This window comes from Parasphingorhabdus halotolerans, assembly GCF_012516475.1.
In the GTDB taxonomy this organism is placed as follows: Bacteria; Pseudomonadota; Alphaproteobacteria; order Sphingomonadales; family Sphingomonadaceae; genus Parasphingorhabdus; species Parasphingorhabdus halotolerans.
On the sequence record NZ_CP051217.1, the window covers coordinates 2,419,710 to 2,445,981 of the forward strand.

The 26,272-nt window shown below is 51.7% G+C and carries 32 protein-coding genes and 1 tRNA gene; 10 read left to right on the top strand and 23 right to left on the bottom strand.

All coding sequences use genetic code 11. From position 1 onward, the window contains the following. Window positions 1–42: 42 nt before the first annotated feature. The 4 genes from HF685_RS11910 to HF685_RS11925 all read right to left on the bottom strand — a co-directional run bounded on the left by HF685_RS11910 (window position 43) and on the right by HF685_RS11925 (window position 5,190). Window positions 43–1,242: a M23 family metallopeptidase gene (locus tag HF685_RS11910; RefSeq protein WP_168820169.1), complete on the bottom strand. Its 1,200-nt coding sequence runs from the start codon at window positions 1,240–1,242 to the stop codon at window positions 43–45. Further along, a complete protein-coding gene (locus HF685_RS11915) occupies window positions 1,199–2,776 on the bottom strand; it encodes a serine hydrolase domain-containing protein (protein ID WP_211051175.1) in 1,578 nt (525 codons plus the stop codon). The genes HF685_RS11910 and HF685_RS11915 overlap by 44 nt, the downstream gene beginning before the upstream one ends. Window positions 2,777–3,355: 579 nt before the next feature. After that, a complete protein-coding gene (locus HF685_RS11920; RefSeq protein ID WP_168820171.1) occupies window positions 3,356–3,793 on the bottom strand; it encodes a hypothetical protein in 438 nt (145 codons plus the stop codon). Window positions 3,794–3,978: 185 nt separating this feature from the next. After that, window positions 3,979–5,190, bottom strand: a complete 1,212-nt coding sequence (locus tag HF685_RS11925; RefSeq protein WP_168820172.1) for a helix-turn-helix domain-containing protein — start codon at window positions 5,188–5,190, stop codon at window positions 3,979–3,981. A gap of 68 nt (window positions 5,191–5,258) precedes the next feature. On the opposite strand from HF685_RS11925, the gene HF685_RS11930 reads away from it, so the two are divergent. After that, window positions 5,259–5,849, top strand: coding sequence for a hypothetical protein (locus tag HF685_RS11930; RefSeq protein ID WP_168820173.1), 591 nt, complete (start codon window positions 5,259–5,261; stop codon window positions 5,847–5,849). Between the two features lie 81 nt (window positions 5,850–5,930). Here the strand turns inward: HF685_RS11930 and HF685_RS11935 are convergent, their stop codons facing one another. Next, the gene (locus HF685_RS11935) at window positions 5,931–6,110 is read right to left on the bottom strand and encodes a hypothetical protein (protein WP_168820174.1); all 180 of its coding nucleotides are present in this window, start codon (window positions 6,108–6,110) and stop codon (window positions 5,931–5,933) included. Window positions 6,111–6,220: 110 nt separating this feature from the next. On the opposite strand from HF685_RS11935, the gene HF685_RS11940 reads away from it, so the two are divergent. Next, the gene (locus tag HF685_RS11940) at window positions 6,221–6,610 is read left to right on the top strand and encodes a hypothetical protein (protein ID WP_168820175.1); all 390 of its coding nucleotides are present in this window, start codon (window positions 6,221–6,223) and stop codon (window positions 6,608–6,610) included. 448 nt (window positions 6,611–7,058) lie between these two features. Then, window positions 7,059–7,235 (top strand): hypothetical protein, encoded by a 177-nt coding sequence (locus HF685_RS11945; RefSeq protein ID WP_168820176.1) that lies wholly within the window; start codon window positions 7,059–7,061, stop codon window positions 7,233–7,235. A 188-nt stretch (window positions 7,236–7,423) separates the two neighbouring features. On the opposite strand, the gene HF685_RS11950 is transcribed toward HF685_RS11945, so the two are convergent. From HF685_RS11950 to HF685_RS12000, 11 genes are all read right to left on the bottom strand, one after another. Beyond that, the gene (locus HF685_RS11950; protein WP_168820177.1) at window positions 7,424–7,675 is read right to left on the bottom strand and encodes a hypothetical protein; all 252 of its coding nucleotides are present in this window, start codon (window positions 7,673–7,675) and stop codon (window positions 7,424–7,426) included. Window positions 7,676–7,839: 164 nt separating this feature from the next. After that, window positions 7,840–8,433, bottom strand: coding sequence for a hypothetical protein (locus HF685_RS11955; protein WP_168820178.1), 594 nt, complete (start codon window positions 8,431–8,433; stop codon window positions 7,840–7,842). Between the two features lie 65 nt (window positions 8,434–8,498). Further along, window positions 8,499–9,236, bottom strand: a complete 738-nt coding sequence (locus HF685_RS11960) for a DUF5694 domain-containing protein (protein WP_211051176.1) — start codon at window positions 9,234–9,236, stop codon at window positions 8,499–8,501. Between the two features lie 759 nt (window positions 9,237–9,995). Beyond that, the gene (locus tag HF685_RS11965; RefSeq protein WP_168820180.1) at window positions 9,996–11,147 is read right to left on the bottom strand and encodes a WD40/YVTN/BNR-like repeat-containing protein; all 1,152 of its coding nucleotides are present in this window, start codon (window positions 11,145–11,147) and stop codon (window positions 9,996–9,998) included. Beyond that, window positions 11,144–11,689, bottom strand: coding sequence for a GNAT family N-acetyltransferase (locus tag HF685_RS11970; protein ID WP_168820181.1), 546 nt, complete (start codon window positions 11,687–11,689; stop codon window positions 11,144–11,146). Before HF685_RS11970 ends, HF685_RS11965 begins: the two co-directional genes overlap by 4 nt. Further along, window positions 11,676–12,326, bottom strand: coding sequence for a hypothetical protein (locus HF685_RS16390; protein ID WP_246218602.1), 651 nt, complete (start codon window positions 12,324–12,326; stop codon window positions 11,676–11,678). Before HF685_RS16390 ends, HF685_RS11970 begins: the two co-directional genes overlap by 14 nt. A gap of 6 nt (window positions 12,327–12,332) precedes the next feature. After that, window positions 12,333–13,019, bottom strand: a complete 687-nt coding sequence (locus tag HF685_RS11980; RefSeq protein WP_168820182.1) for a hypothetical protein — start codon at window positions 13,017–13,019, stop codon at window positions 12,333–12,335. Beyond that, complete coding sequence (locus tag HF685_RS11985; RefSeq protein ID WP_168820183.1) at window positions 13,016–14,854, bottom strand: DUF885 domain-containing protein; 1,839 nt, start codon at window positions 14,852–14,854, stop codon at window positions 13,016–13,018. Before HF685_RS11985 ends, HF685_RS11980 begins: the two co-directional genes overlap by 4 nt. 71 nt (window positions 14,855–14,925) lie before the next feature. Continuing rightward, window positions 14,926–15,444, bottom strand: a complete 519-nt coding sequence (locus tag HF685_RS11990) for a hypothetical protein (RefSeq protein ID WP_168820184.1) — start codon at window positions 15,442–15,444, stop codon at window positions 14,926–14,928. Window positions 15,445–15,453: 9 nt separating this feature from the next. Further along, complete coding sequence (locus HF685_RS11995) at window positions 15,454–16,092, bottom strand: glutathione S-transferase family protein (protein WP_168820185.1); 639 nt, start codon at window positions 16,090–16,092, stop codon at window positions 15,454–15,456. Then, complete coding sequence (locus HF685_RS12000) at window positions 16,089–16,493, bottom strand: nuclear transport factor 2 family protein (protein ID WP_168820186.1); 405 nt, start codon at window positions 16,491–16,493, stop codon at window positions 16,089–16,091. Before HF685_RS12000 ends, HF685_RS11995 begins: the two co-directional genes overlap by 4 nt. A 70-nt stretch (window positions 16,494–16,563) precedes the next feature. On the opposite strand from HF685_RS12000, the gene HF685_RS12005 reads away from it, so the two are divergent. Together HF685_RS12005 and HF685_RS12010 are read left to right on the top strand one after the other, a co-directional pair. Then, window positions 16,564–16,977, top strand: a complete 414-nt coding sequence (locus tag HF685_RS12005; RefSeq protein WP_168820187.1) for a GntR family transcriptional regulator — start codon at window positions 16,564–16,566, stop codon at window positions 16,975–16,977. A gap of 17 nt (window positions 16,978–16,994) precedes the next feature. After that, window positions 16,995–17,996, top strand: coding sequence for an aminotransferase-like domain-containing protein (locus HF685_RS12010; RefSeq protein WP_168820188.1), 1,002 nt, complete (start codon window positions 16,995–16,997; stop codon window positions 17,994–17,996). 190 nt (window positions 17,997–18,186) lie between these two features. Here HF685_RS12010 and HF685_RS12015 read toward each other — a convergent pair whose 3' ends face one another. The 3 genes from HF685_RS12015 to HF685_RS12025 form a co-directional block, all read right to left on the bottom strand. Next, window positions 18,187–18,582 (bottom strand): PaaI family thioesterase, encoded by a 396-nt coding sequence (locus tag HF685_RS12015; protein WP_246218603.1) that lies wholly within the window; start codon window positions 18,580–18,582, stop codon window positions 18,187–18,189. Further along, entirely contained in the window at window positions 18,566–19,387 is an 822-nt protein-coding gene (locus tag HF685_RS12020; protein WP_168820189.1) for a sterol desaturase family protein, read from the bottom strand. Before HF685_RS12020 ends, HF685_RS12015 begins: the two co-directional genes overlap by 17 nt. Before the next feature lie 154 nt (window positions 19,388–19,541). After that, on the bottom strand, window positions 19,542–20,066 hold the full coding sequence (locus HF685_RS12025; RefSeq protein WP_168820190.1) for a TetR/AcrR family transcriptional regulator: 525 nt from the start codon (window positions 20,064–20,066) through the stop codon (window positions 19,542–19,544). 187 nt (window positions 20,067–20,253) lie between these two features. Here HF685_RS12025 and HF685_RS12030 point away from each other — a divergent pair, with 187 nt between their 5' ends. Then, window positions 20,254–21,138: an alpha/beta fold hydrolase gene (locus HF685_RS12030; protein ID WP_168820191.1), complete on the top strand. Its 885-nt coding sequence runs from the start codon at window positions 20,254–20,256 to the stop codon at window positions 21,136–21,138. 85 nt (window positions 21,139–21,223) lie between these two features. Further along, window positions 21,224–21,610, top strand: a complete 387-nt coding sequence (locus tag HF685_RS12035) for a DUF4345 domain-containing protein (RefSeq protein ID WP_168820192.1) — start codon at window positions 21,224–21,226, stop codon at window positions 21,608–21,610. Between the two features lie 34 nt (window positions 21,611–21,644). Here the strand turns inward: HF685_RS12035 and HF685_RS12040 are convergent, their stop codons facing one another. Both HF685_RS12040 and HF685_RS12045 read right to left on the bottom strand, forming a co-directional pair. After that, a complete protein-coding gene (locus tag HF685_RS12040) occupies window positions 21,645–22,118 on the bottom strand; it encodes an AAC(3)-I family aminoglycoside N-acetyltransferase (RefSeq protein ID WP_168820193.1) in 474 nt (157 codons plus the stop codon). 36 nt (window positions 22,119–22,154) lie between these two features. Continuing rightward, entirely contained in the window at window positions 22,155–22,832 is a 678-nt protein-coding gene (locus HF685_RS12045) for a crotonase/enoyl-CoA hydratase family protein (RefSeq protein WP_168820194.1), read from the bottom strand. Between the two features lie 149 nt (window positions 22,833–22,981). Here HF685_RS12045 and HF685_RS16730 point away from each other — a divergent pair, with 149 nt between their 5' ends. From HF685_RS16730 to HF685_RS12055, 3 genes are all read left to right on the top strand, one after another. Then, window positions 22,982–23,104, top strand: a complete 123-nt coding sequence (locus HF685_RS16730; RefSeq protein ID WP_425500187.1) for a helix-turn-helix domain-containing protein — start codon at window positions 22,982–22,984, stop codon at window positions 23,102–23,104. Window positions 23,105–23,139: 35 nt separating this feature from the next. Next, the gene (locus HF685_RS16400; protein WP_246218856.1) at window positions 23,140–23,505 is read left to right on the top strand and encodes an LmrA/YxaF family transcription factor; all 366 of its coding nucleotides are present in this window, start codon (window positions 23,140–23,142) and stop codon (window positions 23,503–23,505) included. Window positions 23,506–23,773: 268 nt separating this feature from the next. Beyond that, window positions 23,774–24,124 carry a hypothetical protein gene (locus HF685_RS12055; protein ID WP_211051177.1) on the top strand — a complete coding sequence of 117 codons (351 nt, stop codon included), beginning with the start codon at window positions 23,774–23,776 and terminating at the stop codon, window positions 24,122–24,124. Between the two features lie 82 nt (window positions 24,125–24,206). On the opposite strand, the gene HF685_RS12060 is transcribed toward HF685_RS12055, so the two are convergent. Continuing rightward, window positions 24,207–24,283 (bottom strand) — tRNA-Arg (locus HF685_RS12060). A 324-nt stretch (window positions 24,284–24,607) separates the two neighbouring features. Beyond that, on the bottom strand, window positions 24,608–26,272 hold the full coding sequence (hutU, locus tag HF685_RS12065; RefSeq protein WP_168820196.1) for a urocanate hydratase: 1,665 nt from the start codon (window positions 26,270–26,272) through the stop codon (window positions 24,608–24,610).

A 26,272-nucleotide genomic window follows, 5' to 3' on the forward strand; every position in this document is an offset into this window, starting at 1 on the left:
CAGAATAATTGGCCTCTAAACAATACGCACCCGGTCGGCTTCCTAGTCTCCGCCAAAATAGACAATTCCAGCCCCCTGCGGCAGCGCTTCAAATGTCTTGATGGGGCTCAGGTTCAGGGGAAGCCTCTTTCCGTCAAAAAGCGCCTCCAATTCCTGCTCCGGATATTTCGCAATTTGTCGGAAGGTGGCGAAATGGTACGGAACCCCCTCCCCGGAAAGCGGAACGTTGGCCGGGGTCCTCGTTTCCAAGTGAAAATGCAAGTGGGGGCCATCTGAATTGCCCGAATTGCCCAGTCTTCCGATAATGTCTCCTTGCTTCACCGAATCCCCGACAGCAAGCCGAATTGAACCGGGTACGAGATGAGCGTAGACCGCATTGATACCGCCTATGTCGATCATCACGAAATTGCCGACCAGCGTATCCTGCGAAGGCTTCAATACCGCACCTTCTCCCTCAGCTATGTTCTCAGGCATATCGTTGCGCAACGCGACAATGGTACCATCGGCAACAGCAAGGAGTTCGGCTCCATAGCCCACGTAGCTCTGATTGCTGCCGTCTTCGCCTTGCCGAAAGGTGCCATTGTATTCAACTCGCGCCCAATCGATTGCGTATCGTTGCGCATAGCTGGGGCGACCTTCTGTGATGATCCTGGTGTCCCGGTGGCTGTCTGTTGAATAGAACCACGCCCCATTCCTGAAGGGAGGGCTCAAGACGAGATCGGTCATTGCTGGTACTTCCGTTCGTGCGGCTTCGATTATCAGCTGCCGTGTCGAGCCGTCACGCAAGATCGCATTGAAGATCAGACGGTGGAAGATCACCGATGGCAAGGCATTCTCCGCAATGTCAAAACGCAGGTTCGCAATTCCAAACCCATTCCCAGCCACCACGGTATTGCCGGTCGGCGGACGCATCCCATGGCGCAAGAAATGTTCGCCTAGGTAGTCCATGTCCCAGGTGGCGACGGGATCCGCCGGGAATCTCACATCAAAAGCTTCGATCCTGCGCAGTTCGAATGCGTTGGAGATGCCATTCGCGATCGTGATTTCATACGACAGCTGAGCCCTGTCATTAACTCTGACCGGCACAGGCTTGGTCGGGATATGGGCTTCGATAACCTCCATTGGCATGGGTCCAATTGCCAGCCGGCCCTGCGGCGCCGTTTCCGAAGTCTCCAAGGCTGGCGGTTGCATTGCATGGCTAATGGGGCCCGAACAGAACATTGAAAAGGCGAATAGGGTCATGACGCTTCCAAAGTGAGCCTTGAGCAGCTTTGGAATCAAGTTGCTGACAAAACCCGAGTAAGACGGATCTTGGACGATCATGCCCCCACTTTCTTTCTCCTTTTTCCGCTAACCTTTGCTTGAGCCATACCGCTATCCGGAGTGCAGCCAATAGGGCTGCAACGGCTGCGCCCAGACTGATGAACAGTGCAATGTCGGGAAGGAATTCAGCCAATGATGGCAAGGAGGATCCAAACGCAAGCGGCGCGCTGTAGAGCAAGGCTGGCACCAGCACTGTGAGCAGGAATGCTGGTCCCAAGAGCATCAATGTGGTCGCCTTTAGCCGTCCGCCAAGCCACGCTCGCACAAAGAGGATTAGCCAGGTCACCAGCGCCAGCAGCAAGACAACCAGCCCCCAGAATATGAATTGATAGAGCGGCGGGGAACCTATTTCCCTAAGGGGTCGATCAAGCAATATGTCGACAATTCCGGCCTCGATACCGCGCGTATCGCCCGACAGCAGGCCGATGCTGGAATTTGCCAGGATTGCAAAACCAATCCGCCTTTCGGGCACAAAACCAATCAGGCTTGTCGCCCCTGCTAATGATCCGTCATGATAGGCAAGCGTATCGGCTCCGGAGTTGTCGATAAACCAGCCCTTCGCATAGACGATGCCCGAGGCACCGCCGTGTGCAGTAAGCATATCTTCGCGCTGCGCGACCGGAAATATTTTGGGGTTGTCGTTGGTCAATTCGATCAGATACTTTCCCATGTCATCGCTGCTGGAAAAAGCCGCACCAGAAGCGACTAAGCCGCGGCCAAGGCGTCGATCATAATAGGCTGGCCAACGACCCCAATATCTGAATCTCTCGGAAACGTCTTGAACGGGGCCTTCAGGCGCAAGTATGAAACTGTCATTCATGCCGAGAGGCGCGAAGATCCCCTGCTTCGCTATCTCTTCAAACTGACTATTCCGAATTGTTTCAAGCACGAGCCCAAGAATATCAAAATTGACATTCGAATATTCAAATTTCGACCCAGGCGCTCGCTCCAGTGTAACATCCCGCAATCGAGCCATCGCGATTTGCAACGCATCGGTACGCCTGGCGGTGTCGTCTTGATGCAGATTTCCGACATATCCGGAAAAACCGCTCGTTTGATTGAGCAGATGCCGGATCGTGATCTGATCCGAAAGGTCAACGTTCCGCGTTCGGAAATCGGGCAAGTAGTCTACAACGCGATCGTCCAGCCGGATCAAGCCTTCGCTTGATGTTTGCAGAATGAGCATCGCGGTCATCGTCTTGGATACCGACGCGAGCGGGAATGCGGTCGACGTCGAAACAGGATCGCCTTTGCGATTCTTGACCCCGAAGCCCTTGTTGTAAACCACCAAGCCATTCTCAACGATTACAACGGACATGCCCGGCAAAGCCGTGGACTTCATTCCGTCTTCGATCCAGCGTTCGATCCATTGGATTTTTTCGCGCTCCACCGTTTCATCTTCCGATGAAGCGATTGCATTGGATTGGGGAACCAGCATGAGCAATGCAACCATTGATAGAAACAACCCAATTCCACATGAACTGATATTCAGGAGACTACTCCCCTTCAGACAAGCGTAACCTCCGCGATTAAAACGTCGGCTTCCGGTCAACTCGCCCTCCACTCGCCTGCAATCTCCCCTCGGCCTATAGATTAATTAGTAGCGCTGAGCAACGCTAGCCCAAAGCCGATCACAACCGCCCCGCCAGCGGTGAAGTCCCAAGTCTACTCCATACACAATTGCTCGAATTTGGAAGCGACATTCCAGTGCAAGCAAATCTGACCGTGAGTATCGACATTGTCAGATTAAATGTCCCTGATCGACGGGTGAAGCGCTAGAGACTTGTGGAGCAATTCCCGGGGTTCAGGAAACAACCGCTCCGTTTCGGCATTTTGGCTCATGGACTGAGGGCATCTTGGTTGCTGTAATGATGCTTGTTCGTTTCCCGTTCTCCTAGGGAAACGAAGAGGTCTGGCGGGCAGAACGCAGGGTCGACATATCTCGCAAGGCTATGCAGCATTAGAGGCACTGGTCCATCACGGACGATAGCAAAACATCGGTATCGAAGGCGTCCGGTAAACTAGGGGCTATTCATTGACGGTTAACAGGCAGCGCCCAACTTCCATCCGCAATTTCTCTAATGTGCTTTGAAATCAAATCTACTTCCCAATCTAGAATTACCATCTCAGCCCTGCTGTCCTTTGATTTGTTTCCGGCACTCCAGTTGTTGTAGATTACAACTCTTCCAGCCAGAGCTCGGGTTGGCTGAAAATTGTCATCTAATTCTAGGAAATACAGTTCATTTTTGGCAAGTGCACCTTTGCGCAGATATATCCATGTCTTGTCTTCACGCATGTCAAACAAGACTTCAATTGCTCCACCCTTGAATTCGAAGGTATGTATCTCTTCAAGTCGATGAGGTCTGCGAACGTGCTCTTTTAGGGCAAGTGATTGGCAAGCTGCTCCCAGTGTCGCAACAACATGTTGAAAAAGAACCCGCCCACTTCTATCGTCGCCTGGGTCACTCATTTGCCAATCTCCGGGATGAGTATTGCGGGCTTCATCAGGAAAGCTCAAATACCATATCTGGCAGGATAAGTCGAAAGCCTCACTTTGGCAGTCCCTTCTCCAATTGCTTCGACGTGTTTGCAGTCGGAGAGATGGTCTTGCTGTCTGTGGCAAAACCAGTGTTTGGAAAGTCCTAGGCTCACCTTTCAGCCCTGCAAGCGATTTGGAGTCGCTCTGATCGTAGCAAGGCTGACCTGTCTTCTTTTGCGGAAGTCGGACGGTGTCGTACCAAACTGCGCTTTGAACGCCTTGTTGAATGGCGCAAGCGAACGAAAACCTCCCTCCAATGCAATCGTAAGTATGGGCAGATGATCGTGTTTCTCATCGGTAAGGCGACGTCCAATCGCTTCAACACGAAACGAGTTTATGAACTGATTGAAGTTTTCATAGCCAAGCGACGTATTGATAAGTGCCCGCAATCGGTGACTATTCACTCCAAGGTCTTTGGCCAATGTCGACACGGTCAAATCAGGGTTGAGATATATCCTCTCTTTCAGGATCTTGCATTGCAGAGCCGTCAGTAGTGCGCGGTCTTTGGAACTTGTCTGATCCTCGGCGTTCGAAAAATCTATTACCGCGCGAACCAAAACAAAGTCGTCCTTTGAAGATCTCACGAGCCAAATGGCGGCGGCAAAGACAGCGGGCCAGATACAGGCAGCCTTTATGAGTTGGGCATATTCCGGCCAAGCGGCAATGAGATATAGGTCCACGATAGCAGTCAAAATTGTGGTCAAGATTAGCGCCGTAACAAAGAATGCCCGTGTTCGTTTTCGCGCCTCGACCAGGTCGGCACCACTTTCGCGAATGATTACCGATGCGACATGCATCACCAGCAGAGCAGAGCCAATCGACACGCCAATACTCAAAGCATAAGGCGGCGCCCCTGTCAGATCGAACTGGAATGCCCGAAACCAGAAGATCGGGAAAGTGTAAATGCCGCCGATGGCCAAGTGCCACGCCTGAAGGGAAAACCCGGACTGGAATACAGATAACGCGAAGATCCAGACGAAGTAGAGGTGGGGGACATTCGCGAATCCAGCAATAAGTGTGAGCAATGCTGGAACCTCAAGAGCTGGCGCAGAGAGGCTCAAGAACAGGCTGGCGGTCGTGAGGCTGGCTAAAATGAGGTAAGGCCATGCGCGCGCGGGACGAATATACATCACAGCAACAATCGCCATGACAACCAGCAGCGTTATTGCCGACACCCCTACCAGTGCATTGAGAAACACCACCGCTTTGCAATTTGCCTTTTTATACGCGTCGTGGCGACAATGTAACGTGGTTAAGGGATGCGTCAACCTCCCCTTTGAGAATTGCGGCAAAAAGCGCACAAACGATAGCATTTCACGCGGAATCAATGAGACTTCATTACCGCCTTTACCTATTCATGCCGCACCGAACTTCCTCAAATTTAGCAAGGGTTCACATGACACAGAAACTCAAAGCGGCTTTGGCCACAATAATATCTCTTTCAGCCTTCTCCCCCACCCTCTCCGAAACTGTTGCAGATCAAAGCGTTCCGGCGGATGAAAAGGGCGACTGCATTCGAAAGATTATGCAGCTGGATGAAGGCCGCTGGGAGTACTTTGGCACAATCGCCACGCTCAACGGCAAATTTCGCATTTACCGAGCGACATCCGTCCATACCCAGATCGACACAGACACCTGGTCCAGCCAATCTTTCGGCGGTGATACGGGAACGAGCGAGGACTCAGCGAAACCCAACCTCGTCCGGTTGGTTGGCGACAGGCTGGTACCAATTATCGATGGAACACTAAATCTGTCTGCCGATACACACTATCGTTCCTGTTCTGGCCCCGATCCTGAGGGGCGCTATCAGGCGGAGGTTGAATACCGAATTCCAAATGGGGATGGTACCTTTGATACCGCTCACAACGTCTCATGGTACAGCGAACATGGTTCATATTTCACTGAATTTCACGTCAATGAGGCGGGAAGAACGGTTGCGCGTCGTTCGGGCATACAAAGGCCGGCCGAAGATGGGACTGTGGAATAGCGTGGGTTTTCTTGCCGACTCATTGTATTGAACCATGAAGTCGGCAGCTACATGGATCCTGTTGGCAGCGGTTCCGTTTTCTTAGAAAGCTGCACCGCCGACCCAATCGTCTTCTATTGGTTCTGACGGTCCAGGTACGGCAATGGCAGGTGAGCCGAGCGAAGTTCTGGCCGTCTCAAGCTGCTCCTCAGCCAGCCGGGCGAGGCCGATGCTCCGCTCATTTACGCAGCCATCAGTGCCAGATGCACTGACGACGGACAAGGAGAAAGGCAGTGCAGAAACCCATGTTTAGAAGCTTGATCGCCACAGCGGGACCGTCGCTCACCTTAGCCTGCCAAGGCGCAAACTCGCATGAACCCGACCGCACTGCTATGAGCGACGTATGCGGCAACCGTCATCTCCTTTCAATTGGCTATGACGGTAGTATCGAAAGAGGAGCAAAGGCCGCGTTAGTTGCCGCAGTTGAGAACGGGTCACCAATATATGTTGGCTGGGCATTCGATTCAAATAGCGATGGCAAGGACGATATAGTCCACTGGCACCCCGCCGAATTCCTCTCCATTTATGACGAAGAGATATTCACACAAACACCAAGGATCGAAGCGCAGCGACCATCAAACTCTCCTACCAATATGAACTTCAGGGAAGCCGATACGCAGTGGGTTGGAGTAATTGGAACGAACGGTAAATTGGTTGGCCGTAGCAGCGACTCTTCCCAAGCCGGAGAACGGCAAGTCAAGAGTTGGTGGTGCAAAGCTTGAGTTTGACAAACAACACAAAACCATCTGCCGCTGTGGTGCTGCTTATCATTCTGACGAACTGCAGCGACCATTCCGCGCCTACCACACACGGCCCGAAGCTTTTGCTCGCTCATGACCTAGTCGGACTGGTCTCCTATGGCAGCAAAGCCAACTTGATCAACGCAATTCGCGGAGGCCGCGAGTTCACCTGTAGACATGTAGGGACTTACGTCGCAGTGATACCGGCACCAAAAGACCGGAACAAAATCTTCCTTGAAGAACAGAATCGGTGTTTCTGATTAAATCGATTTTCTCCACAGCCAGAAAGCATCGGTATGATATTGACTACGGCAACGGTTTGGAATGGGCTGATACCTGATTTTCCGCTTTCAAATCATGTGGCGGGCAAATCCGATGTTCAGCGAACGGCCCAATTGCGGAAGCTTGTTCTTCGACTTCGGTTCTGACGATGGGCAAGCGAGACTATGGCGGGATGACGGTGAATGAGAGGCTGTTTGCCTCTGGTCTCTTAGACGACTTTGATCGCGCCTTGGCCAAAGGAGATAAAGCGGCGATTGAAGATATTCTCGAACAAGTCGATGTCGATCCCAATCTTGCAAAAAGCCTTTTGAGAGATGGTTGTTAGCGGTTCTGCGCGGGGCAAAGACAGCCACCAGACTGACTCATCAGGCTCAGTTGTTATGGCACTCTGAAGCAGCAACGCGCACAGTCAATCCCAAGCATCTATCCTCAATTTCCGTGCGCACAGATCCGGATGGCTGGAGCAAAGAGTGCACTTTGGGAGGAGTACATTCGTTCTGGTGTCAGAGCGCTTCAAGGGAAATTCACCGCGCCGATAATCTGGGTCAGTGGTAGCGCTGAGTCTGCACTTCCATGAGTGATCTGATTGCCGGAGGCGCAAATGCGCCGGGCAGAGTCATCTTTGCTGCTTTGCCATGGGATGCCGCGGGGCGACAACCGCCGATCATCTACGACATCATCTTCGTGATCCATAACGGACTGCGCTGTCGCGAACCACTGCGCCAATACGGTTGAGACAAAACGATCAACAACCGCTTCATTCACTGGAGCCGGATGGAGAGTGTTTGAGCGAATCTTCGGTATCCTCGATGGGCAAAGGCATCTGAACTCCCAGCTTGACGCGGACAGCGATGGCAAGGGGTGAATTCTCGGCCAATGAAGTTCTCTCCCGCTTTGCATTCTCTCCAAATTGAGGATGGATAAATCAACTAACGGAGTGATCTTGTGGCGATTAAATCAATATGCGATGTTGTTATGGTTTCACCTTCTTTCCAATATTCGTCTCTCTTGATTCGCCCGGGTTCAAAAATATAAGCGAAGCCGGAATTGAAAGCTGTTGTTGACGAAGATTGGTTTTGAGTTTTTTCCGCTGTAAACTCATACCTGCCGTCATTTCCAACCGAAACTAGCGACATTTCACTTACAATGCCCGAAGCGCAGAAGTGCGTTGCCCGAATTTTCCCGTTGTCCATGTTAAAGACGGTTAACTCTTTCAAAAGACCCTCATCCTTCGGGAAGACCCATGTTTCTGTTACAATGCTGCCTCTCGACATCACTTCGTACTCTACGAAGGAACCTCTCTTTGACCCAGCGATTTCATGCTTGCCTTCCAGCGAAATGAGTGCATCAAACAATATGTTATCGCGTGAATGCGTGATCGAATGCTGAGCAAACTCGGAAGCATTTTCCTCTGAAGCGGCATCGATCTCACCGCTATCTTGAGCTGGTTCGGTCGCCATGAGTGACGAAGGGGCCAGAAGCATCCCAAGGAAAGTCAGAAGATGAAAATTGAGATTCTTCATTTCATATCCTTCTGTGAGCAAGAGGCGCAAGACCGAGCATAATGATGTGTAATCTAAAAGTATGCTCACTCCAAGAATGCGTCGATATTGACGATCTTGAAATCGTGCATTTGGTCCAAGTAGGCTTCAAAATAGGGTTTGTGTGATGCTCCAACAATCGACAGCACCTTGCCGCCTGGCTTCGTCGCGGCTGCTTCAACAATGGATGCGACCATTCTCAGGTTTCGCGCCTGGAACCATGCTACATATTTGCGCCCATATCCTTCTGGCAGGGCATCGTTCATCGCCTTGCGAAAGTCGTAATCCATGGCAAATGATTGTGCCTTGGCTGAATTATAGAAACGGAAAGCCCGCAAGACTCCGCCTTCGCTTCGGATATCTTCTTCGACAGACCGCATCTCGCTTTGATCGGGGACCGGTTCCGATCGCCAGATTTCCTGCATTCGGTCCCAGAAACCTTCATCGAAGTTTGCGAAAATCGCGTCTGAGCTGTGATTATCAATGGCGTAGACGCGAACATGCCGCAGTTTTGCTGCCAACCGCGCCTCGATTTGTGCGCTCTCGTTTGGACGTTCAGATAATTCATTGAGGAAAGTTGCGGATCGTTCGCCGAGCCCATCTGCCGCTCGTTTCTCTGCTTCCGCAAGCTGGAACCACTGCACCAGCGCAGAATAAGGATCACCTGCGGCGACAAATGCTGCTGCCAAGTGGCGCCTCTGGCTCGCCGCCGGCTTTGCAGGCCATTGAGAGAGAATATGGCGAATTTCCGCTACTGCATCGCTGTCAGTGAGGCCCGATTCCACCTGGTATTCTCGGGCATCGAAGCAATAGTCTTTGGCGACTCCAGGGTACTCGCTGGGATATTGCCTTAGCAGCCAGCATTCTCCACCTGATACCGCCTCAATGGTGACTATATCAGGGCGATATCGTTCAAGTCTTTGGAGCAACGGTTCCAATTCGCTGTTTGTCAGAGGGGTTTCCAGTGACGCTAAATGCGTCTATCCAAGGACCATAATTTCCGTGGGCGGTACCATTAGGTCTCTGTCCACGCCGCTAAGATCGACGACTTGTGCCCGAATCTGAAGTGGCATCGCTACCAAGAGCAGTGTGATGAAAAGTATCGACTTCCTCAACTGGAACAGTGACGCCATACATTCTCCTGCCGACTTCTAAGCCCTTTTGGGATTGTTTATCATTCGCAAGGGGCGCGGTCGAGGCTAATCGGATACACATCCAGTTGGAACATTTGTGTGATCACTGCTTAATGTCGATCAGTTCTCGCAACAAAGATGTTTCGGATAACCATGGCACGCCTCCCGCATTAAGATCACGAACATTCCTCCGTCAGCGCTGCATAGTTGGGACTATGCAAGCCGCTGGTGTGATGGGCAATTTGTTCGAGTGTTATCTTTGCTCCAAAGCGCTTGATTTGATCACTATCTGGGAACCGGATAATTGCATCTTTGCTCGAGATTAGAAGTCGAATACCGCTCCGATAAAAAGTAGACAAAATCGCTTCGTGCTGGACACCTGTCCTTGGCTAGGCATTTGAACATAATCTATTATTCCCTGCCATTTCTCTTATTGCGTTGACCTGATGCTTCCAGCTTTAGTCTTTGCACTTCGGTTCCAATAGCAAACACACTAATGTCTTTTTCACCGCGAATGATCCGGAATTTATTGGCCGCTCTGGCGATTGGAGCCGGCGTAAAGCTTTTGCCGCCGTCGCTTGTATAGAATCCGCCCGCCATTGTGCCGACCCAGCCGTGATTTTCATCGACAAAACCTATCCCGAACTGGCGCGCTCCCGTGTCGCTGGTTAGCGGCAATTCGCTCCAGCTCTTGCCGCCATCGCTCGTCTTCACGATCAATTGCTGTGCCCGCCCGGCATCGTAACTTTGTACGGTGGCATAGCCGGTTTTTGAATCGACAAATGAGGCCTTCCAGATCAGCTCCGCATCGCGGCCTGAACGATAGACCTGCTTCCATGATTTGCCGCCATCAGTCGTCCGCAAAATAAGCCCTTGTCGGTCATCGCCAGTCGACGAGCTGGCAAACACCAGTCCGGTCCATGCGTCGAAAAACTTGATGTCGAGGATCATGCCGGCATGATCCTGCATGTCGATCACTGTCCAGCTATGTCCGCCATCAAGCGAGCGCAAGATGCCGGTGGGTCCACCCACGCGCCCGGCGGCGTGAATGATAGTCTCATCACGCAGCTCGCCCTGATAGAAATTGCGAACCGGCAAAATATCAATCGCGCAAACGCCCTTGATCGTATTGTTGCCAAGGTCAACCGGGGTCCAGTTCATACCGCCATCATCGGTGCGGTAAAGTGGTGTCTCATCTGTGACGCCCGGATAATAGTCGGTTCCTACATTTCCGATAAAACCCGTTTTCTCATCAATAAACCCAAGGGCGCGGATGAACGTGCCAGGACGGCTGGAGACCAGCTTCCAGTTTTCTCCGCCATCTTCGGTCGCAAAAAGATCACCTTTTCCCGTTCCGTACCAACCATGCGTCGGCGTTCCGAAGCTGATATCATCGCGCTTGCCCTTGTAAGCTTCGGTATCGAGTGTCTGCCAAGAATTCACCGCTTCTGCCGCGGAGATTGGATGCGGCTGCGCCTGAATCAGTTGAGACTCCAACAGCAAACCCGGAGTTACGAGTAGCACGCAGCAGCCGAGCCTTTTTGCCAATTTCACAATTTTCATTTGCTGTTCTTATCCTGCTTTCCGGCACCATTTGCAAATTCGATGATGCGGTTTCCATCCATAGCCCAAGGCTCCCATTGGTCGTCCATTTTGCAGCCATGACGCGAATAAAATTCCTTCGCCGGTCCATTTGTTTTCAACACGGTCCAGACTATTCGCGATGCCCCCAGATCCCCGGCTTGCCGAGCGACGCGCTTTAACAATTCGCTGCCAATCCCGCGCCCCCTTGAACCTTCGGGTACAAATAGTTCTTTCAGCACAAGCGTTGGCTTGCGGTCATAGGTCCATGAAATCATATATGTAACGGCCATGCCCAGCAACACGGAAGGATCCGACGGAAGTCTATCTTCATTTGAAGAAACTGCAACATAGGCAGTGAATCGGGCGTTGGGCCCGAAGCCATAGGTGACCAGATCTTCGGCGGTCACTTTGAACCTTTCAACATAGTCTTCAAATTCGGCAAGGCTACGCATCAATGACAGTAGCTGATCAGCCTCATCAGCAACGAAAGGGCGGACGACAATTTTTTCAGTACAGACCATCTGCGAGCCTGCATTCTAGATAGGCGTCCGGACTATTATCGTTGCACATCATATTCCCAACCCAAGCGTTACGTTCGTGATCAATAACAATATGCTCCCAAACGCAGGCGTGGAACCTCCGATGATCTTGTGGCCTGAACAATGCTTGGCCGACTTCGGCGGAAGCGAGCAGGCGCATGGCAATGTCGCTATGCGCCCACCAGTGGATTAACAGCCAGGTAGCCATCTCGCCGGGATGAATAATGGCATAGCCAAGCCTATGGTCCGGCCCTTCCTCTTGACGCACCTTCGGCAAATTGGACTGGATATAGACCAAGGCTTTTTCGAAAAGCTCACCTTTCAGGGTGGCTGTCTCTGCCAATTGGATCGTGTAAATTTTCAACCGCAGGTCGTCCACCCGCCAGATATTGTGAAACTGGAAATACCGCCTCTGATAATCCGCTGGTTTGATATTGGCCGCCGCAACAGGATTGCGCAAGATATCTTCAAACAGGCCGGTCGCGGCGTCAAATTTATCCCGGCAGCCCGGATTACAAAATCCCACTGGGTGTCCGCGGTAGAATGTCGTGGAATCGTTCGCAACCGGCTTGCCTGACCAAGGACAATGACTGTTGATTGTGGAATTCCGCGCGATCATTGTCGACTATTCCCCGAATATCCAGTTGGGACAGGAGGCATCAAGATCGGACCGTTGTCGAAGTGTGCCGTCATCGGCGATCATGATCATATAGCCTTGCGGCCCGCCATAGGCGATCATAGGTAATGGGCGTGCCGGATTGTGATGCTTCATGTCATGGCCGATATCGTCATTGGTCAGGTTCGGCGCATAGAACATGACGTGCGGCGGGAAGAATCCAAGTTGGCCAGTCTGCGGATTTACCGGCCGGTTGTAGCGGGAAAGCATATATGCGATGCCGGGACGGCGCGGCGAGATAAAAGTTCCGTCGGCAAATTCAAGCTTGAGCTTGGAGTTGATTGCATCCGCCGCTTCGCCTGCCAACAGCCTTTTGCCGACCACCAGTATTTTTGGAATGATGGTCGCTGCACCCTCCGCGTCAAAACAGGTTGGCTTGAGCACGCGCGGATCATCGCGGTTGACGATGCAGGTGAAATTGTTTGCAGATGGTCTGACCTGTTCATAGCCCTCGGCTGACAGAACATATATTCCGGCCTTTGCACGCAAATATTCGGGCGCCGCACTTAATGCCAGCGAGCTTTCGCAGGCGCGAGGCAGGATATCGAGTTGTTGGGCCTGTGCCGTATGCGAAGAGCAAGCTGCAAGGCTCAGAACCATAGCAAGCTGGCGAACAGGGGTTTTTGCGGCCATCATTTTTCTCTCCGCTTTTCAGCAATCCACGCATTTATCCGCATTTCCAGAATCTTCATTGGCATCGAACCATCACGGAGCGCGACATCGTGGAATTCGCGAATATCAAACCGGTCGCCGAGCACTGTCTCCGCCTTTTTGCGCAGCCGCAGGAACTGGATCATGCCCAGCTTGTAGGAGGCGGCCTGTCCGGGCCAGACAGCATAACGTTCAATTTCGCGGGTAATCGAATCGCGGCTTTCCCCGGTTACGCCGACCATATAATCAATCGCCCTATCATGGCTCCATTTCTTGTCATGAATGCCGGTATCAACTACCAGCCGTGCGGCGCGGTAGAGTTCCATCCGCAGCCGTCCGAGATTACCGAGATCATCGCCTTCATACATACCCATTTCCTTGGCCAGCTCTTCAGCATATAGAGCCCATCCCTCGCCGTAATCACCGAACCACATCATATTCTGGATGAGCGGCAGGTCGGTGATAGAAAGCGATTTGGCCGCCTGAAAATGATGGCCGGGTACGGCTTCGTGCATGACAAGAGATTTTAAGGTATAGGTTGGAATGTCGGCTGCATTCTTCATATTGATCCAGAATATTCCTGGCCGCGAACCGTCAAGCGGTGGCGGTGTATAATAACCACCCGATGATGCATCCTGTTCGTGGACCGGAATCCGGCGAACCTCGACTTTATATTCGGGTACGTCCAGAAACCATTGGGGAGCCAGTGCCAATATGCGGTCAACGTCCGACTGGAGCTTCGTTATCAACTCTGCCTTGGATTCATCGGTGTCGGGAATCAAATATTCCGGATCCTTGGCTAGCGCCGCCATCCGTTCTCCTATTGATCCATTTGAATAGCCATGCGCCTTCAGAATTTTATCCATCTGACCATGGATACGGTCGACATCGCCAAGACCGATTTGATGTATTTCGTCGGGAGACAGGCCATTGGCGCCATAGGCCTCAAGCGCAACACGGTACATGGCCGCACCGTCTTTCATTCGCCAAAGGCCGGCGTCCCTGCCTGCTGCAGGGACAAGTGCTGCCATCCGTGCACCGAACCGGCGGTATGCCGGATAAATCTGACTGGAAAGGATCGTTAAAGCCTCGCTTTGAAGGCTTGCGCGCTTGGCGTCATCCAGATCCTTGATCACCTCGAGCTTTTCGCCAAAAGCCGCCATTATCGGATGTTCGCTCTCCGGTTTTTCGGTAAACGAAGTGGCCGATTTCGCGATTGCCTCCAACGCAAACCACGGCGGAATAACGCCGCGACGTGCGTCAGCTTCGGTCATTGCCGCAAGCTCGTCGAGCACACGCGATAGTTCTGACGCCCTGGATAGCCAGGCCCTTGCTTCTGCTTCTGAGCGCACCGGTTGCTGCGCGATCAGCAATCGGGGAATGTCTATCTGTGGCCCGAACAGCTGGTTCACTGCATAGGGCGGGTTGGCCAGCAATACGGACGGCTGACCTTTGCCAAACCGGTTTTGGCGTTGGGCAATGTTATAGGCGTAGGAAAGCACATCATAGCTGATCTGCCGCCGCGTAGAGAGTTTCGACCTGTCGATTGCCGCGAGTTCGGCGGCTGACTGGTCGAGCAGCTCGGCCACTTCGGCATTGGCCTGAGGCGAATAAGCCGACAGATGCGACTGGAAACCAGTGCCGGCAACATCCTCGGAAACGCCCATCTGGGTTGCCCATTCCGGGGCTGACCTCATGATCCTCGCGGCATGGGTCGCGAGCAGTGCGTCAAATTGTGCAGCTTCTGTCTCAACGCCAGCTGTTTCCGCATGGGCATTGTCCGGCTGCATTTGGGGCAGGCATAGGGCACTTAACGTCATAATGCTCGCAGTGAGCCTGGTTCTTGGCCGTGATTTTCTCGTAACATATTGCTTCATTTTTCTGTTTCCATTCATGCAGGTAAGGGAAAAACCGGATTGTCTGGCAGGCTGTTGTCGCGCCGGAAATCCATCACCGAATTCAGCTCCCAGTTCTTGCCGCTGTCGTCCGAAAATGACTGGTCCCATCGCGCGGTATTGCTGGTAATTTTAGACCAGGTAAAACGGGTCTTGATCGCTTTTCCGCGCAGCTGGTCTTCGCCGTAGAACAGCCCTTTACCGTCTTTGAATCCGCCAACAAGCGGCGGCTCCATGCGCTGGTCGAGCGTGTCGAGCCAATATATCCGCCACCGCGCGTCCCGGGGATTGTAAAGCCGTATCGGCATCCCCTCATAGGGTTCGCCATCGATCAATCGCATAAAGCGCCCGCTATTCCCCCAACCCCGAAACGCCGGACGGACGATATCGATTCCTTCGGCCACCTCCCATTGCGTCGCGCCAACCAGTCGCCCCTTCAAAGTGTGATGGGTGACCCGCCATTTGCCGTGGAGAAAATCAAAGTCGCGCACGCCGGACATATTGGGAAGCGGCATCAAACTGGCCTATACTTCGTCAATATCGATGACCCATGGCTCATCTCTGGCGGCCTTGTCCCAATCCTGCCAGGGGGTAAGAGACGTCATGGTTTGGGTATAGGATGCCACGGCGTCGATATTGCTCAGCTCGTAAATCTGCAACCGGTTGACGATTGGTGCATACATACCGTCGGCGATTGAATAATCGCCGAACAGAAAGGGCCCCCCTGATTTATCGAGACACTGCGACCAGATCGTCTCAATCCGGCGGACATCTTTCAGCACCGCCTCATCAACTGCAATGGCCGCGTGTTTCCGGCGCATATTCATTGGACAGGCCGCACGCAGGGCCATGAATCCGGCGTGCATTTCATGCGATATACAGCGGGCGTCGCTCCGGCTGCGCGGATTGGCAGGCCAGAGATTTTTGTCCGGAAACTGCTCGGCGAGATATTCAAGTATCGCCAGAGACTCGACCACAGTTAGACCGTCATGCTGCAGCACCGGAACTTTGCCAGTGGGCGAAAATTCGAAAAAATCGGCATAGTCGTTCTCGACATCAAATGGCCGCAAATCCTCTTCGAACTCGATTTCCTTGACCTTCATGGTGAGCCAGACCCGAAAGGACCACGAGGAGTAATTTTTGTTTCCAATCAGCAATTTCATGATGACATCTTTCCCTGTTTCAGTTTTTGGCAAGTGTCGAGATCGGTAATCACCTTTCGATATGCGTCTTTCAACGCGATTAGCCCGTCGCGAAATTCGAAGAAATCGCTCCCCAGCTCAAAAGAGCCGTCGGGAAAGTCGTAGCGCCATTGCCAGGCGGCCATCTGACCGTCGATCAACAGACGGTTTGTTGTCGCCATGCAATTGCGATCAACAGCAAACATCTTTTTCACGAGCTGGCTAATATCCTTCCGTCCTTTCGCAGAAAGTCCTGAAAAAGAACCTTTTGAGGCCCGATATTCACCATCTTCGCAGAAATACAAAGCAACCTGGGCGGGGTCTTGGCTGGACCAGGCCTGCGCGAACCGGGTGAGTAGATCATTTATTTCTGTGTTGGTCATGACCTTTACATGCAGTAGAGAGTGGCCCTATGTATTGATCCAATTTTGCATATTTTTAGTAGACCAATTTATGGCCAACATGTTTGAACCGACTGCCAGTGAGGTCAATTGGGTAATCGACCGAACAAGCGGAGATTTTTCCGGCCAGATCGTGCACGCCGTTCGCATGAACATTCAGAATGGGCGGTTAAGACCATCAGATCGGCTTCCGTCCGCCCGGAAGCTCGCCCTGGAATTGGGCGTCGCCAGGGGAACGGTCAATATTGCATTAGACATATTGATTGCTGAGGGATTGATCGAGGCGCGCCAGGGGTCAGGGACATTTGTTTGCGTCGATGCCAAACACCTTCGTGATCCAAAAATGGACAAGGCACAGGAAATCAACGTTGCGCCAATCGTGATCGCTTCTCCCAAGGTTGATGAGAATCTTGACAGCCTGATTGACTTTAGGCCCTGCCGCCCTCGCTCGAAGCCTTTCCGCTGAAGACGTGGCGACGCTGCGTGGCTGACGCAGCAGGTGCACATCCATCATCAGACTATGGATGTGCTCTAGGCCTCTCCGATCTACGAAATGAAATATCTGGATATTTGCGCCGTGCACGAGGCCTGACCGTAGGGCCAGACCAAATTATAATTACAAACGGTACCATTCACGCATTGCATCTGCTCTCGTCATTATTCCTCAACTCATCGAACCAGGTTTTTGTCGAGAATCCAGGATATCAATTGGCTTGGCAAACATTTGCCTTGACGGGTGCCGAGATTGTTCCGGTTCCCGTTGATGAAGATGGTTTAATTGTCGGCGCAATTCCTAAAGATGCCTCGCGAGCGCGCTTTCTTTATATTACGCCCTCACACCAATTTCCAACCGGCAGCCGATTATCGCTTGGCCGCCGCCGCGCGTTGATCGATTGGGCGCACCAAAATCAGATATTGATCATCGAAGATGATTACGACGGCGAATTTCGCTATGATGTTCCGCAGCTCGCGCCGCTTGCAGCGCTATCCAATAATTGTGTCATTTATTGCGGGACTTTTTCCAAAACCCTGTTTCCCGACCTTCGCGTAGGATATGTTGTTGCCAACCCGGCAATAATAACCGCAATGGCCAAATTACGGACTATGACAGAATATGCTCCAAACTCGATAATCCAGGGTGCACTTACACGCTTCATCGCCGATCATCATTTCGAGCGGCATATCCAAAAAATGCGCAAAATATATGCTCGAAAACGAATGATTTTATCGCAAGCAATTGAAGCCAGTGCGTTTCCCGCGAAACTTACCGGGCTGAATTCGGGACTGAATGCAGTAGTGGAGCTAAAGGTCGAAGATTCTGCAACAGTGATTTCCAGGAAACTGCAAGCCCAGGGTGTAAACATTCCTGCTGTAAGCCATTATGCGATAGAAAACTCGGTTGCCGATAATCGGCTGATCCTGGGATATGCCGATGCGAGTGAGGAGCAACTTTTCGATGGTATTCAATGCCTCGACAAGATTTAATTCTTGGCGCTAAATTCAGATTTGGGCTGAACCGGCATTTGCTGGAACATGTATCTTAACATGCTTTCCGGCGGACATGGTGGATACGTACTTGCAATTTCGACAGCTGCCGTACCGCTTACGCCCCAATTGCTTGCAATCGCATCCAATTTACCGTCGCCGAAATCCTGTCATTAGGTTAAAGCAAAGATTATAGCGTCATTTGCGTTTGCGTCGTGAGCGCAATGAGTTTTCCATCGGGGCGTGTAATCCTTGTCTGCCACACGGAAAGTCGCCGCCCGACATGGATGGGTTTCGTTTCGCCGGTTATCAATGATCCTTCGAGCGACGCGCCCAGAAAATTGGTTTTGCTTTCCGTGGTCGTGGTGCCATTCGAACCACTTGGCAAATTCAAGAAACCGGCGATAGCGCCAAGAGAATCGGCAAATGCCATAATCGCACCGCCGTGGATGGTTCCGCTAGTTGTGCACAGTTCTTCTTTTACAAGCAGCTCCCCAATCACACCATCCTTTTCCGCGCGAATAATTTTAACGCCCATGAGTTTTGAAAAGGGCATGGTGTCGGCCAAGTTACTGTTCATCTTCATTGTGCTCTCCCATGAGGTTGTTGCTCAAGTTTTTGTGAAATGGCAGGACTAGCATTCCGGCCACCGATTGCTGTTTCTCCGTATAATATCCATCAAGTCCATATCGGACATCGGTTCCAAATTTTGAGGGAACAAACGTTCCGAACAGGCGGTCCCAATTCAATATGCTGCTGTAATTGGTGTCGGTGTACCGTTGATTGGCTGAATGATGGATTTTGTGCATATTGGGGCTGGCAGCGATGAATGTAATGGCGGTATCGAGCCATTGGGGGAGCCGGATATTTGCGTGCTCGAACTGACCGTATAGGACCGACCATATCCGGTATATTGCAAATCCTGCAGGTGGCACGCCGAATGAAAACGCAAAGGCAGCGAGAAACAGATAGCGTATGACGCCTTCCAATGGATGCTGCCTTACGGTCGTGGTAACATCGACGATGGGATCAGAGTGGTGAACGGCATGCACTCTCCAAAAAGATGGAATTTTATGCATGGATACATGGGTAAGATACCACGCAAAGTCGAGGATGATGACAGTTCCCAGAAGAGTTATAGCGGTAGGTAACGTCACTGCGTTGAAGAGACCCCAGCCTCTGGATTGTAGCCAGACCAAGCCGAAGAGAAACGGGATGTTGAAAATGAGGTTGGTTGCAAAGGTCAGAAACGTCATGACGAGGTTGGGCGCAAGATGACGTTTGCTCCAGTCTGAGCGCCGCCTGAGAGGTATCAGCGCTTCGACAAGAGACAGGATGATGATTGATGTTAGAATGATGCCAACAGCAGACATGCTTGAGGCGATTTCCATATCCAAACTCCGATTATTACCCAAAGCTGGTTCACGCTCGCACGGCCCGGCCCTGAAAAGACAACGGAGCAGAGCTTGGGTGGAAGCCACCTCGATTTATCGGGCGTCTGCTGTTGGCCCAGCATAATATGATTATGTTATTTTAGCATCAAGGTCAAGTCGTTTTGATTGACTCAAAAAGCAAGCGCATCATTTCTCGCGCTTCTTTCAGGCTGCGAGCCTGATCCTCTGATCTGGCAACACTATGGGCAGCCTCGATCAACGCGCCCAACAAAATTGAAGCGAGAGGATCAGCTGCAAAAGGGCGAACCTGCCCCAAGGAGATCAAAGTTTGTAGGCTCTGCTGCATTGCTCCAAAGGCATATTTCATTTCAATTTCACGCCACGCAGCAGGCCCAATAACCGTTGGAGCGTCGATAAATACGATTCTCTGCACATCCGGTGCGGTGCAATGTTCCAGCATAGCCGATACGCCTGCCAATAGCTGGTCCCACGGATATTTCTTTGAAGTCGCCGCTGTCGCCACAGCACTGAGAATGTCTTTTTCTACATTCTCAGCCACTGCCTGAAACAGTTCCTTCTTCCCACCAAAATGATGATAGATAGCGCCAGTCGTGATGGCCGTTTCCGCGACAATGTCGGAAAGCGCCGTATCCGCATAGCCATTCGCAGCAAACATAGTTCTCGCAGTGGCGATAATTCGCTCTTTTGTTGCTTCACTTTTGCTGGCCTGGCTTGTCATTGCAGGCATATCCTTATCTTCCGGTTATTAAATAAGCCAGAGTTAGAATCAATCGGCATTGACAAAACATAATTATGTTATGTAAACGAGGATAAATCACCCAAAGGCGACCTGGAGTATTGTGATGCTAAAAAATACCAATGTGCATGAGCCGCTCATGAAGAAAAGCACGGTCAAAACACGCTTCGGTACGATGTCATACCTGGATTGCGGAACAGGCTTCCCAGCTGTCATGATCCACGGACTCGGGCAGAGCTCCTATTTTTGGCGGCATCAAATTGACTCTTTTTATCCCCGTCGAAGGTGCCTCGCAGTCGATCTGATGGCGCATGGTGATACGGAGGCTAATCCCGATCAGGATGTAAGTTTCCGGGAGCAGGCCCAGATGATTTTGGAAGCATTAACAGAAATAGGAATCGAGAAATTTGATCTGCTACTTAACGATAGCGGCGGTGCGGTCGGCCAGATCATGGCCGTCAAGGCTCCAGATCGTGTGCGGTCAATGGTCATCACAAACTGCGATGTGCATGACAACTGGCCTCCCGAAGCGCTGGGCGAAATTAGAGATGCGGCAAGAGCAGGCCTCCTAGCAGACCAGTTTGGACTGATGATTGGATCACCGGAAGTATTTTATGCTGACGGTGGGATCGGACCGATGGTTTACGAAAATGCCAAGGCAATGACGACTCGTGAGTCGATAGACGCAAATATGGTTCCGATCGTTTCGTCAGCCGAGCGAAAGGCCGCGTTTAATCGCTATGCGGGGCTCCAGGATCATCAGCAACTTGTCGTGATTGAAAATGATCTGCGAAAACTAAGAATTCCTTCCCTCATCGTCTGGGGAACCAATGATGTATTTTTTCCCGTACAATGGGCTTATTGGCTGAAGGATGCTCTGATAGAGGCCCGAGATGTTATTGAAATCGGCGGAGCCAAACTGTTTTTCCCCGAAGAACGACCGGAAGAACTAAACAATGTTGCTCTTCGCTTCTGGGAGAGTTTGGTATGATTAGCTCGGCTCTGACAATTTGCTCAAACGTTTGCGGGCCAAAATATTTTTGCAAAAATATATCAATTGGTCTAATTGAATCCCTATGAGAACGGCGCTGATCTATTTCTCCCGGCTATTCGGATTTGTGTGTGTCATTGTCGCTTTGTCCCATATCGTGCTGGGTCCGGACGTCATTCCCGGCGGTGTGCCAGTTAATGCGACGATGGACAGCGAAGACCGCTTCTATGCATCCCTTTTTCTGGGATTTGGCTTGGCAATTATCTGGTGCAGTTTTGATCTGGAAAACCGATCCGGCGTTTATTTAGCTTTGATGGCAGTTTTCTTTTTCGGCGGCATCGCGCGGATAATTTCGGTAGTTCAAGTGGGCTGGCCTTTTCCCCTGTTTATTTTCCTAGGTGCTCTGGAACTGATCATTCCGCCGATTTGCTGGTATTGGCTTCGATCTCTACGCCAGCAAACGCCAGATTGAGAACAGCCGGAATTTTCTAAACTTGCTTTCAAATTCATTCGCGCTTTGCTGGCGCAATATCGAAATGTAATACATCTTCTCGCTCACCCAACTTGGTATAGAGCGCTATCGGCGGTTCATCATCATGGTCGGCCTGAACGAATATGACCCAGGCCCCTTTTTCGATTGCCAACTCTTTCACTTTCTCAATCAATCCAGTGCCAATACCTTTGCGCCGAAAATGTTCGGCTACCGCAAGATCATAGATGTAAATCTCACTGCGCTCGCGTTCTGGCTTTGGCAGAACATAGGCGGTTAGCGCGCCGACAGTCTGCTCTTCATGCAAAGCCGCCAAAGCGATGAAATTGTCGCTTGCGAGCAATTTCTCATGATACGCCTTATCGGGCTGCGCGGCGCAATATGTTTGAGCATCTTCAAAAGCATCGCCAAACAAATCTAGGATTGCAGTCAGGTCTTCCGGCTGGTTTGCTGAAATCTGCACAATTTGAAAATCTGGTTTCTGCGACATGAGCGGTTTAATATACATGTGTTCATATATTGAAAATTAAGCGGTCAGGCTGTCTGGAACTCCGGCCTTGTTAATGGCTTTGATCAGCGCATTATTTTGACGCGCTTTGGTTGACCGGAATGCGCCATGGTCCAGCAACTGCAATGCTGACAGTTGTCCGCCAATCAGATCTTCGCAATCATTTTCTTGAGCAATGAAGTCAAGATAGCCTGCTGCGATTGATTCCTCAGGAGAAAACATTCTGGCCACAGGAATCCCGGTACGTGCCGCAGGTGTGAGCCGAGCATTGGCAAGTGCCAGTGCAAAGTCCGGAACATCAATTTTGATCGCTGTTTCATTCATGCCGATCTTGAAATCGCCATTCAACCCCAACCTGAGATCAGCGGCCAGCATCAGGAATGCACCCATCGGATAGGCATGGCCAGTGCAGAATGTGACAACCGGACGGGGATGGGCCAATATATCGACGATTGCCCTGATACCGGCAGACAACATGTCTCGTGATGGCCCTTCTCCAAGCGCGAATACATTCATATCAAATCCGGCAGAGAATATACCCGGGCGCCCGGAAATGAAAGCAATGGCATCCGCATTTTTTGCTTGTTTCAAGGCTGCAGATAATTCGCCCAGGCGCTCACCCGAAAGTGCGTTGACCTTGCCATCATCCATCGTGATGTGCGCAATGCCATCTTCAATTTTACAATTCACAGTCATACTGATTCTCCATCATTATAATGACCGGTCTATATAAACATTTTGTTGCATGCAAGACAATGAATTGTCAGTGTAGTTCAATAATCAATGGAAGGAGCATATCGATGGCCCGAAAGCCTTTGCACAAGGAAAATCTGGTTCGCACGGCAATGCGTCTCTTTCGGCAGCAGGGATATGCTGCCACCGGCCTGCAACAAATTATCGCTGAAAGCGGAGCGCCCAAGGGTTCGCTTTATCACTATTTTCCGGGGGAAAGGAGGATCTTGCAGTAGCAACAATCGAACTTGCCGGAAACATGGTGGCCAATATGATGCAGGAACATTTGGAGGCAAGCAGCGGTTCTGACCAGTTTGTGACCGCCGTTGCTGACACCTATGCAATATGGATGGAGACAAGCGACTTTTCCTCCGGTTGTCCAATCGCAACAACCATGTTGGAATGTGCGCCGCATTCGCCTGAAATCAGGGCCGCCGGCCTTGTCGCAATTGATCGATGGATCACCATTGTAGCTGATGCCTTCAAAAAAAACGGGAACGATTCTCTTGATGCTGCCTCGAAGGGAGAGGCCTTCATCGCAGGCATTCAAGGTGCACTAATACTTTCGCGTATCCGAAAAAATGTGGGGCCGCTTGACAAACTAGCCGAAAGCTTCCGCAACCATGGTATCGGGTGAAACAGAAGGATTTATTGCCCGGATGTACAACTTTGTACAAAGTAGACATGCGGGCTGCACGCCCTACAAGATCGGAAGTTGTTGAGATTGGCAAGCCGCAGTTCATGCCATATTTTGCCGTCTCCAAAAGCTACAGGTCGAACCGTCACCCAACGCTCATTTCTCAACTTTACCGGTCCACCGCAGAAGCAGGGCACGTTAAGTCGAGCGTCCAATTGATTTCCCAATCTCCGTTTTCAGGGCGCGGGTAAGCTTGTTCCCAAAAAGCGTGATCTTGAGAAATCATCTTCCAACGAAAGCGCAGTTTGAAAGTCTGGCCTGCATTGGCTTCCGTTCCAAAAAAATGCCAATCCCGCTTTCAAACTTCCCGCGCACCTGCTCGGTCAAATGCGGATACCTAAAACTGTTCGAACTAGCTGAAGCGATCAGCAAAGCAGGTGGAGATGCAATTGCTCATTTATTTACCATTGCGATTATTGATGATTTTCAAAACCCGGCCAACATCGCCATGTTTCAAACGCAGTTTACCGTTCTAATTCAAATTTTTAGAACGGTGTTTCACACTAACTATATGAAAAATATGGTGAGCCCTGCTGGTTTCGAGCCAGTCACCTACTGATAAAAAGTTAGAAGGGTCCGACCCCGATCATTGCCAAACAGAATAATCTCAATGCCAACGTATCAATAACAGAAATGTAAGCTGGCGCACCCGACAGGATTCGAACCTGTGACCTTCGCCTTCGGAGGGCGACACTCTATCCAGCTGAGCTACGGGTGCATATTGCTTACGCGATGCTTACGCGGAAAAATCAGCATTGTGAAGCCGATACGGCGAAAGTGCGTAAGAGACTTGGTATAATAGCAAAAAATTCCTCTTTTTGATCCATTCCTGACTTGACCTCTGCCTTCGGAGGGTAGCGCTCTATCCAGCTGAGCTACAGGTGCATTCACGAGGCCTCCAAAACGGTAGCCTTTGATCACTCACTGGCGCGTTAGCGGAATTGCGACGGCGAATAAAGGCGTTTATTGAGCTCTGAGCTGGTTGCTATTTTGGGCCTCGAACCATCCTTTGGCCGCAACGGATGGGATTTCGTGATTGGCATCATATTCCGGGCAAATTCAAGCGATGCTCGCGGGCGCAATCCTTCGCCGTTTCATAGCCTGCATTAGCATGGCGCATCACGCCGGTAGCCGGATCGTTCCACAATACTCGTTCCAGCCTTTGCCTCGCATCCTCGGTTCCATCGGCACAAATCACCATCCCGGCATGCTGTGAAAACCCCATGCCAACGCCGCCGCCATGATGCAGGCTGACCCAAGTCGCGCCGGACGCTGTGTTGAGCAGCGCGTTAAGCAGCGGCCAGTCTGACACGGCATCTGACCCATCACGCATTGCCTCGGTTTCACGATTGGGTGAGGCAACAGAACCGCTGTCGAGATGATCGCGGCCAATCACCACTGGCGCGCTGAGCTCTCCGCGGGCGACCATTTCGTTAAACGCCATTCCAAGCCGGTGCCTATCGCCCAAGCCCACCCAGCATATGCGGGCAGGTAGACCCTGAAACGCGATGCGTTCGCGCGCCATGTCGAGCCAATTATGCAAGTGATGATTGTCGGGCAAAAGCTCTTTCACCTTCGCGTCGGTTTTGTAAATATCTTCCGGATCACCCGATAGCGCTACCCAGCGGAACGGGCCAACACCGCGACAAAATAGCGGCCGGATATAGGCGGGCACAAAGCCGGGAAAGGCAAAGGCGGTTTTCAAGCCTTCTTCGAGCGCAACCTGGCGTATATTATTTCCGTAGTCGACCGTCGGCACTTTGGCGTTCCAGAAATCAACCATCGCCGCGACGTGGACTTTCATGGACGCACGGGCAGCGGCCTCCACGGCTTTGGGGTCGCTCTCCCGCTTGGCTTGCCATTTCGCCATGGTCCAGCCTTGTGGTAAATAGCCATTGATCGGATCATGAGCGGAGGTTTGATCCGTCACCAGGTCCGGGCGGATGCCGCGCTCATAGATTTCGGGGAAAATATCGGCGGCGTTGCCGAGCAGACCAACCGAGACGGGTTTGCCTTCTGCCTTGGCCGCCTCGATCATCGCCAGCGCCTCATCGAGTGTCTTGGCTTTTTTGTCGACATAGCGCGTGCGCAAGCGGAAATCGATGCGGGTCTCGTCGCATTCCACTGCGATACAGCTCGCCCCCGCCATCGTGGCCGCCAAAGGTTGAGCGCCGCCCATGCCGCCCAATCCTCCGGTCAATATCCAGCGACCGGACAGATCGCCGCCATAATGCTGGCGACCGGCTTCGACAAATGTCTCGTAGGTGCCCTGCACAATGCCTTGGGAGCCGATATATATCCAGCTTCCCGCCGTCATCTGGCCGTACATCATCAGGCCCTTTTTATCGAGCTCGTGGAAATGGTCCCAGGTCGCCCAATGCGGCACCAGATTGGAATTGGCGATGAGAACGCGGGGTGCATTTTCATGGGTTTTGAAGACGCCGACGGGCTTGCCTGATTGCACCAGCAATGTCTCGTCGCCCTCAAGATTTTCAAGCTGTTCAATGATACTGTCAAAAGCAGCCCAATTGCGGGCGGCTCTGCCGATGCCGCCATAAACCACGAGCTCGTCGGGGTTTTCTGCTACCTCGGGATCAAGGTTATTCATCAGCATGCGATAAGGTGCTTCGGTCTGCCAGCTCTTGCAGTGCAATTGGCTTCCCATAGGAGCCTTCACGCTCCGGCTGTTTTTTCTGCGATCAGTCAT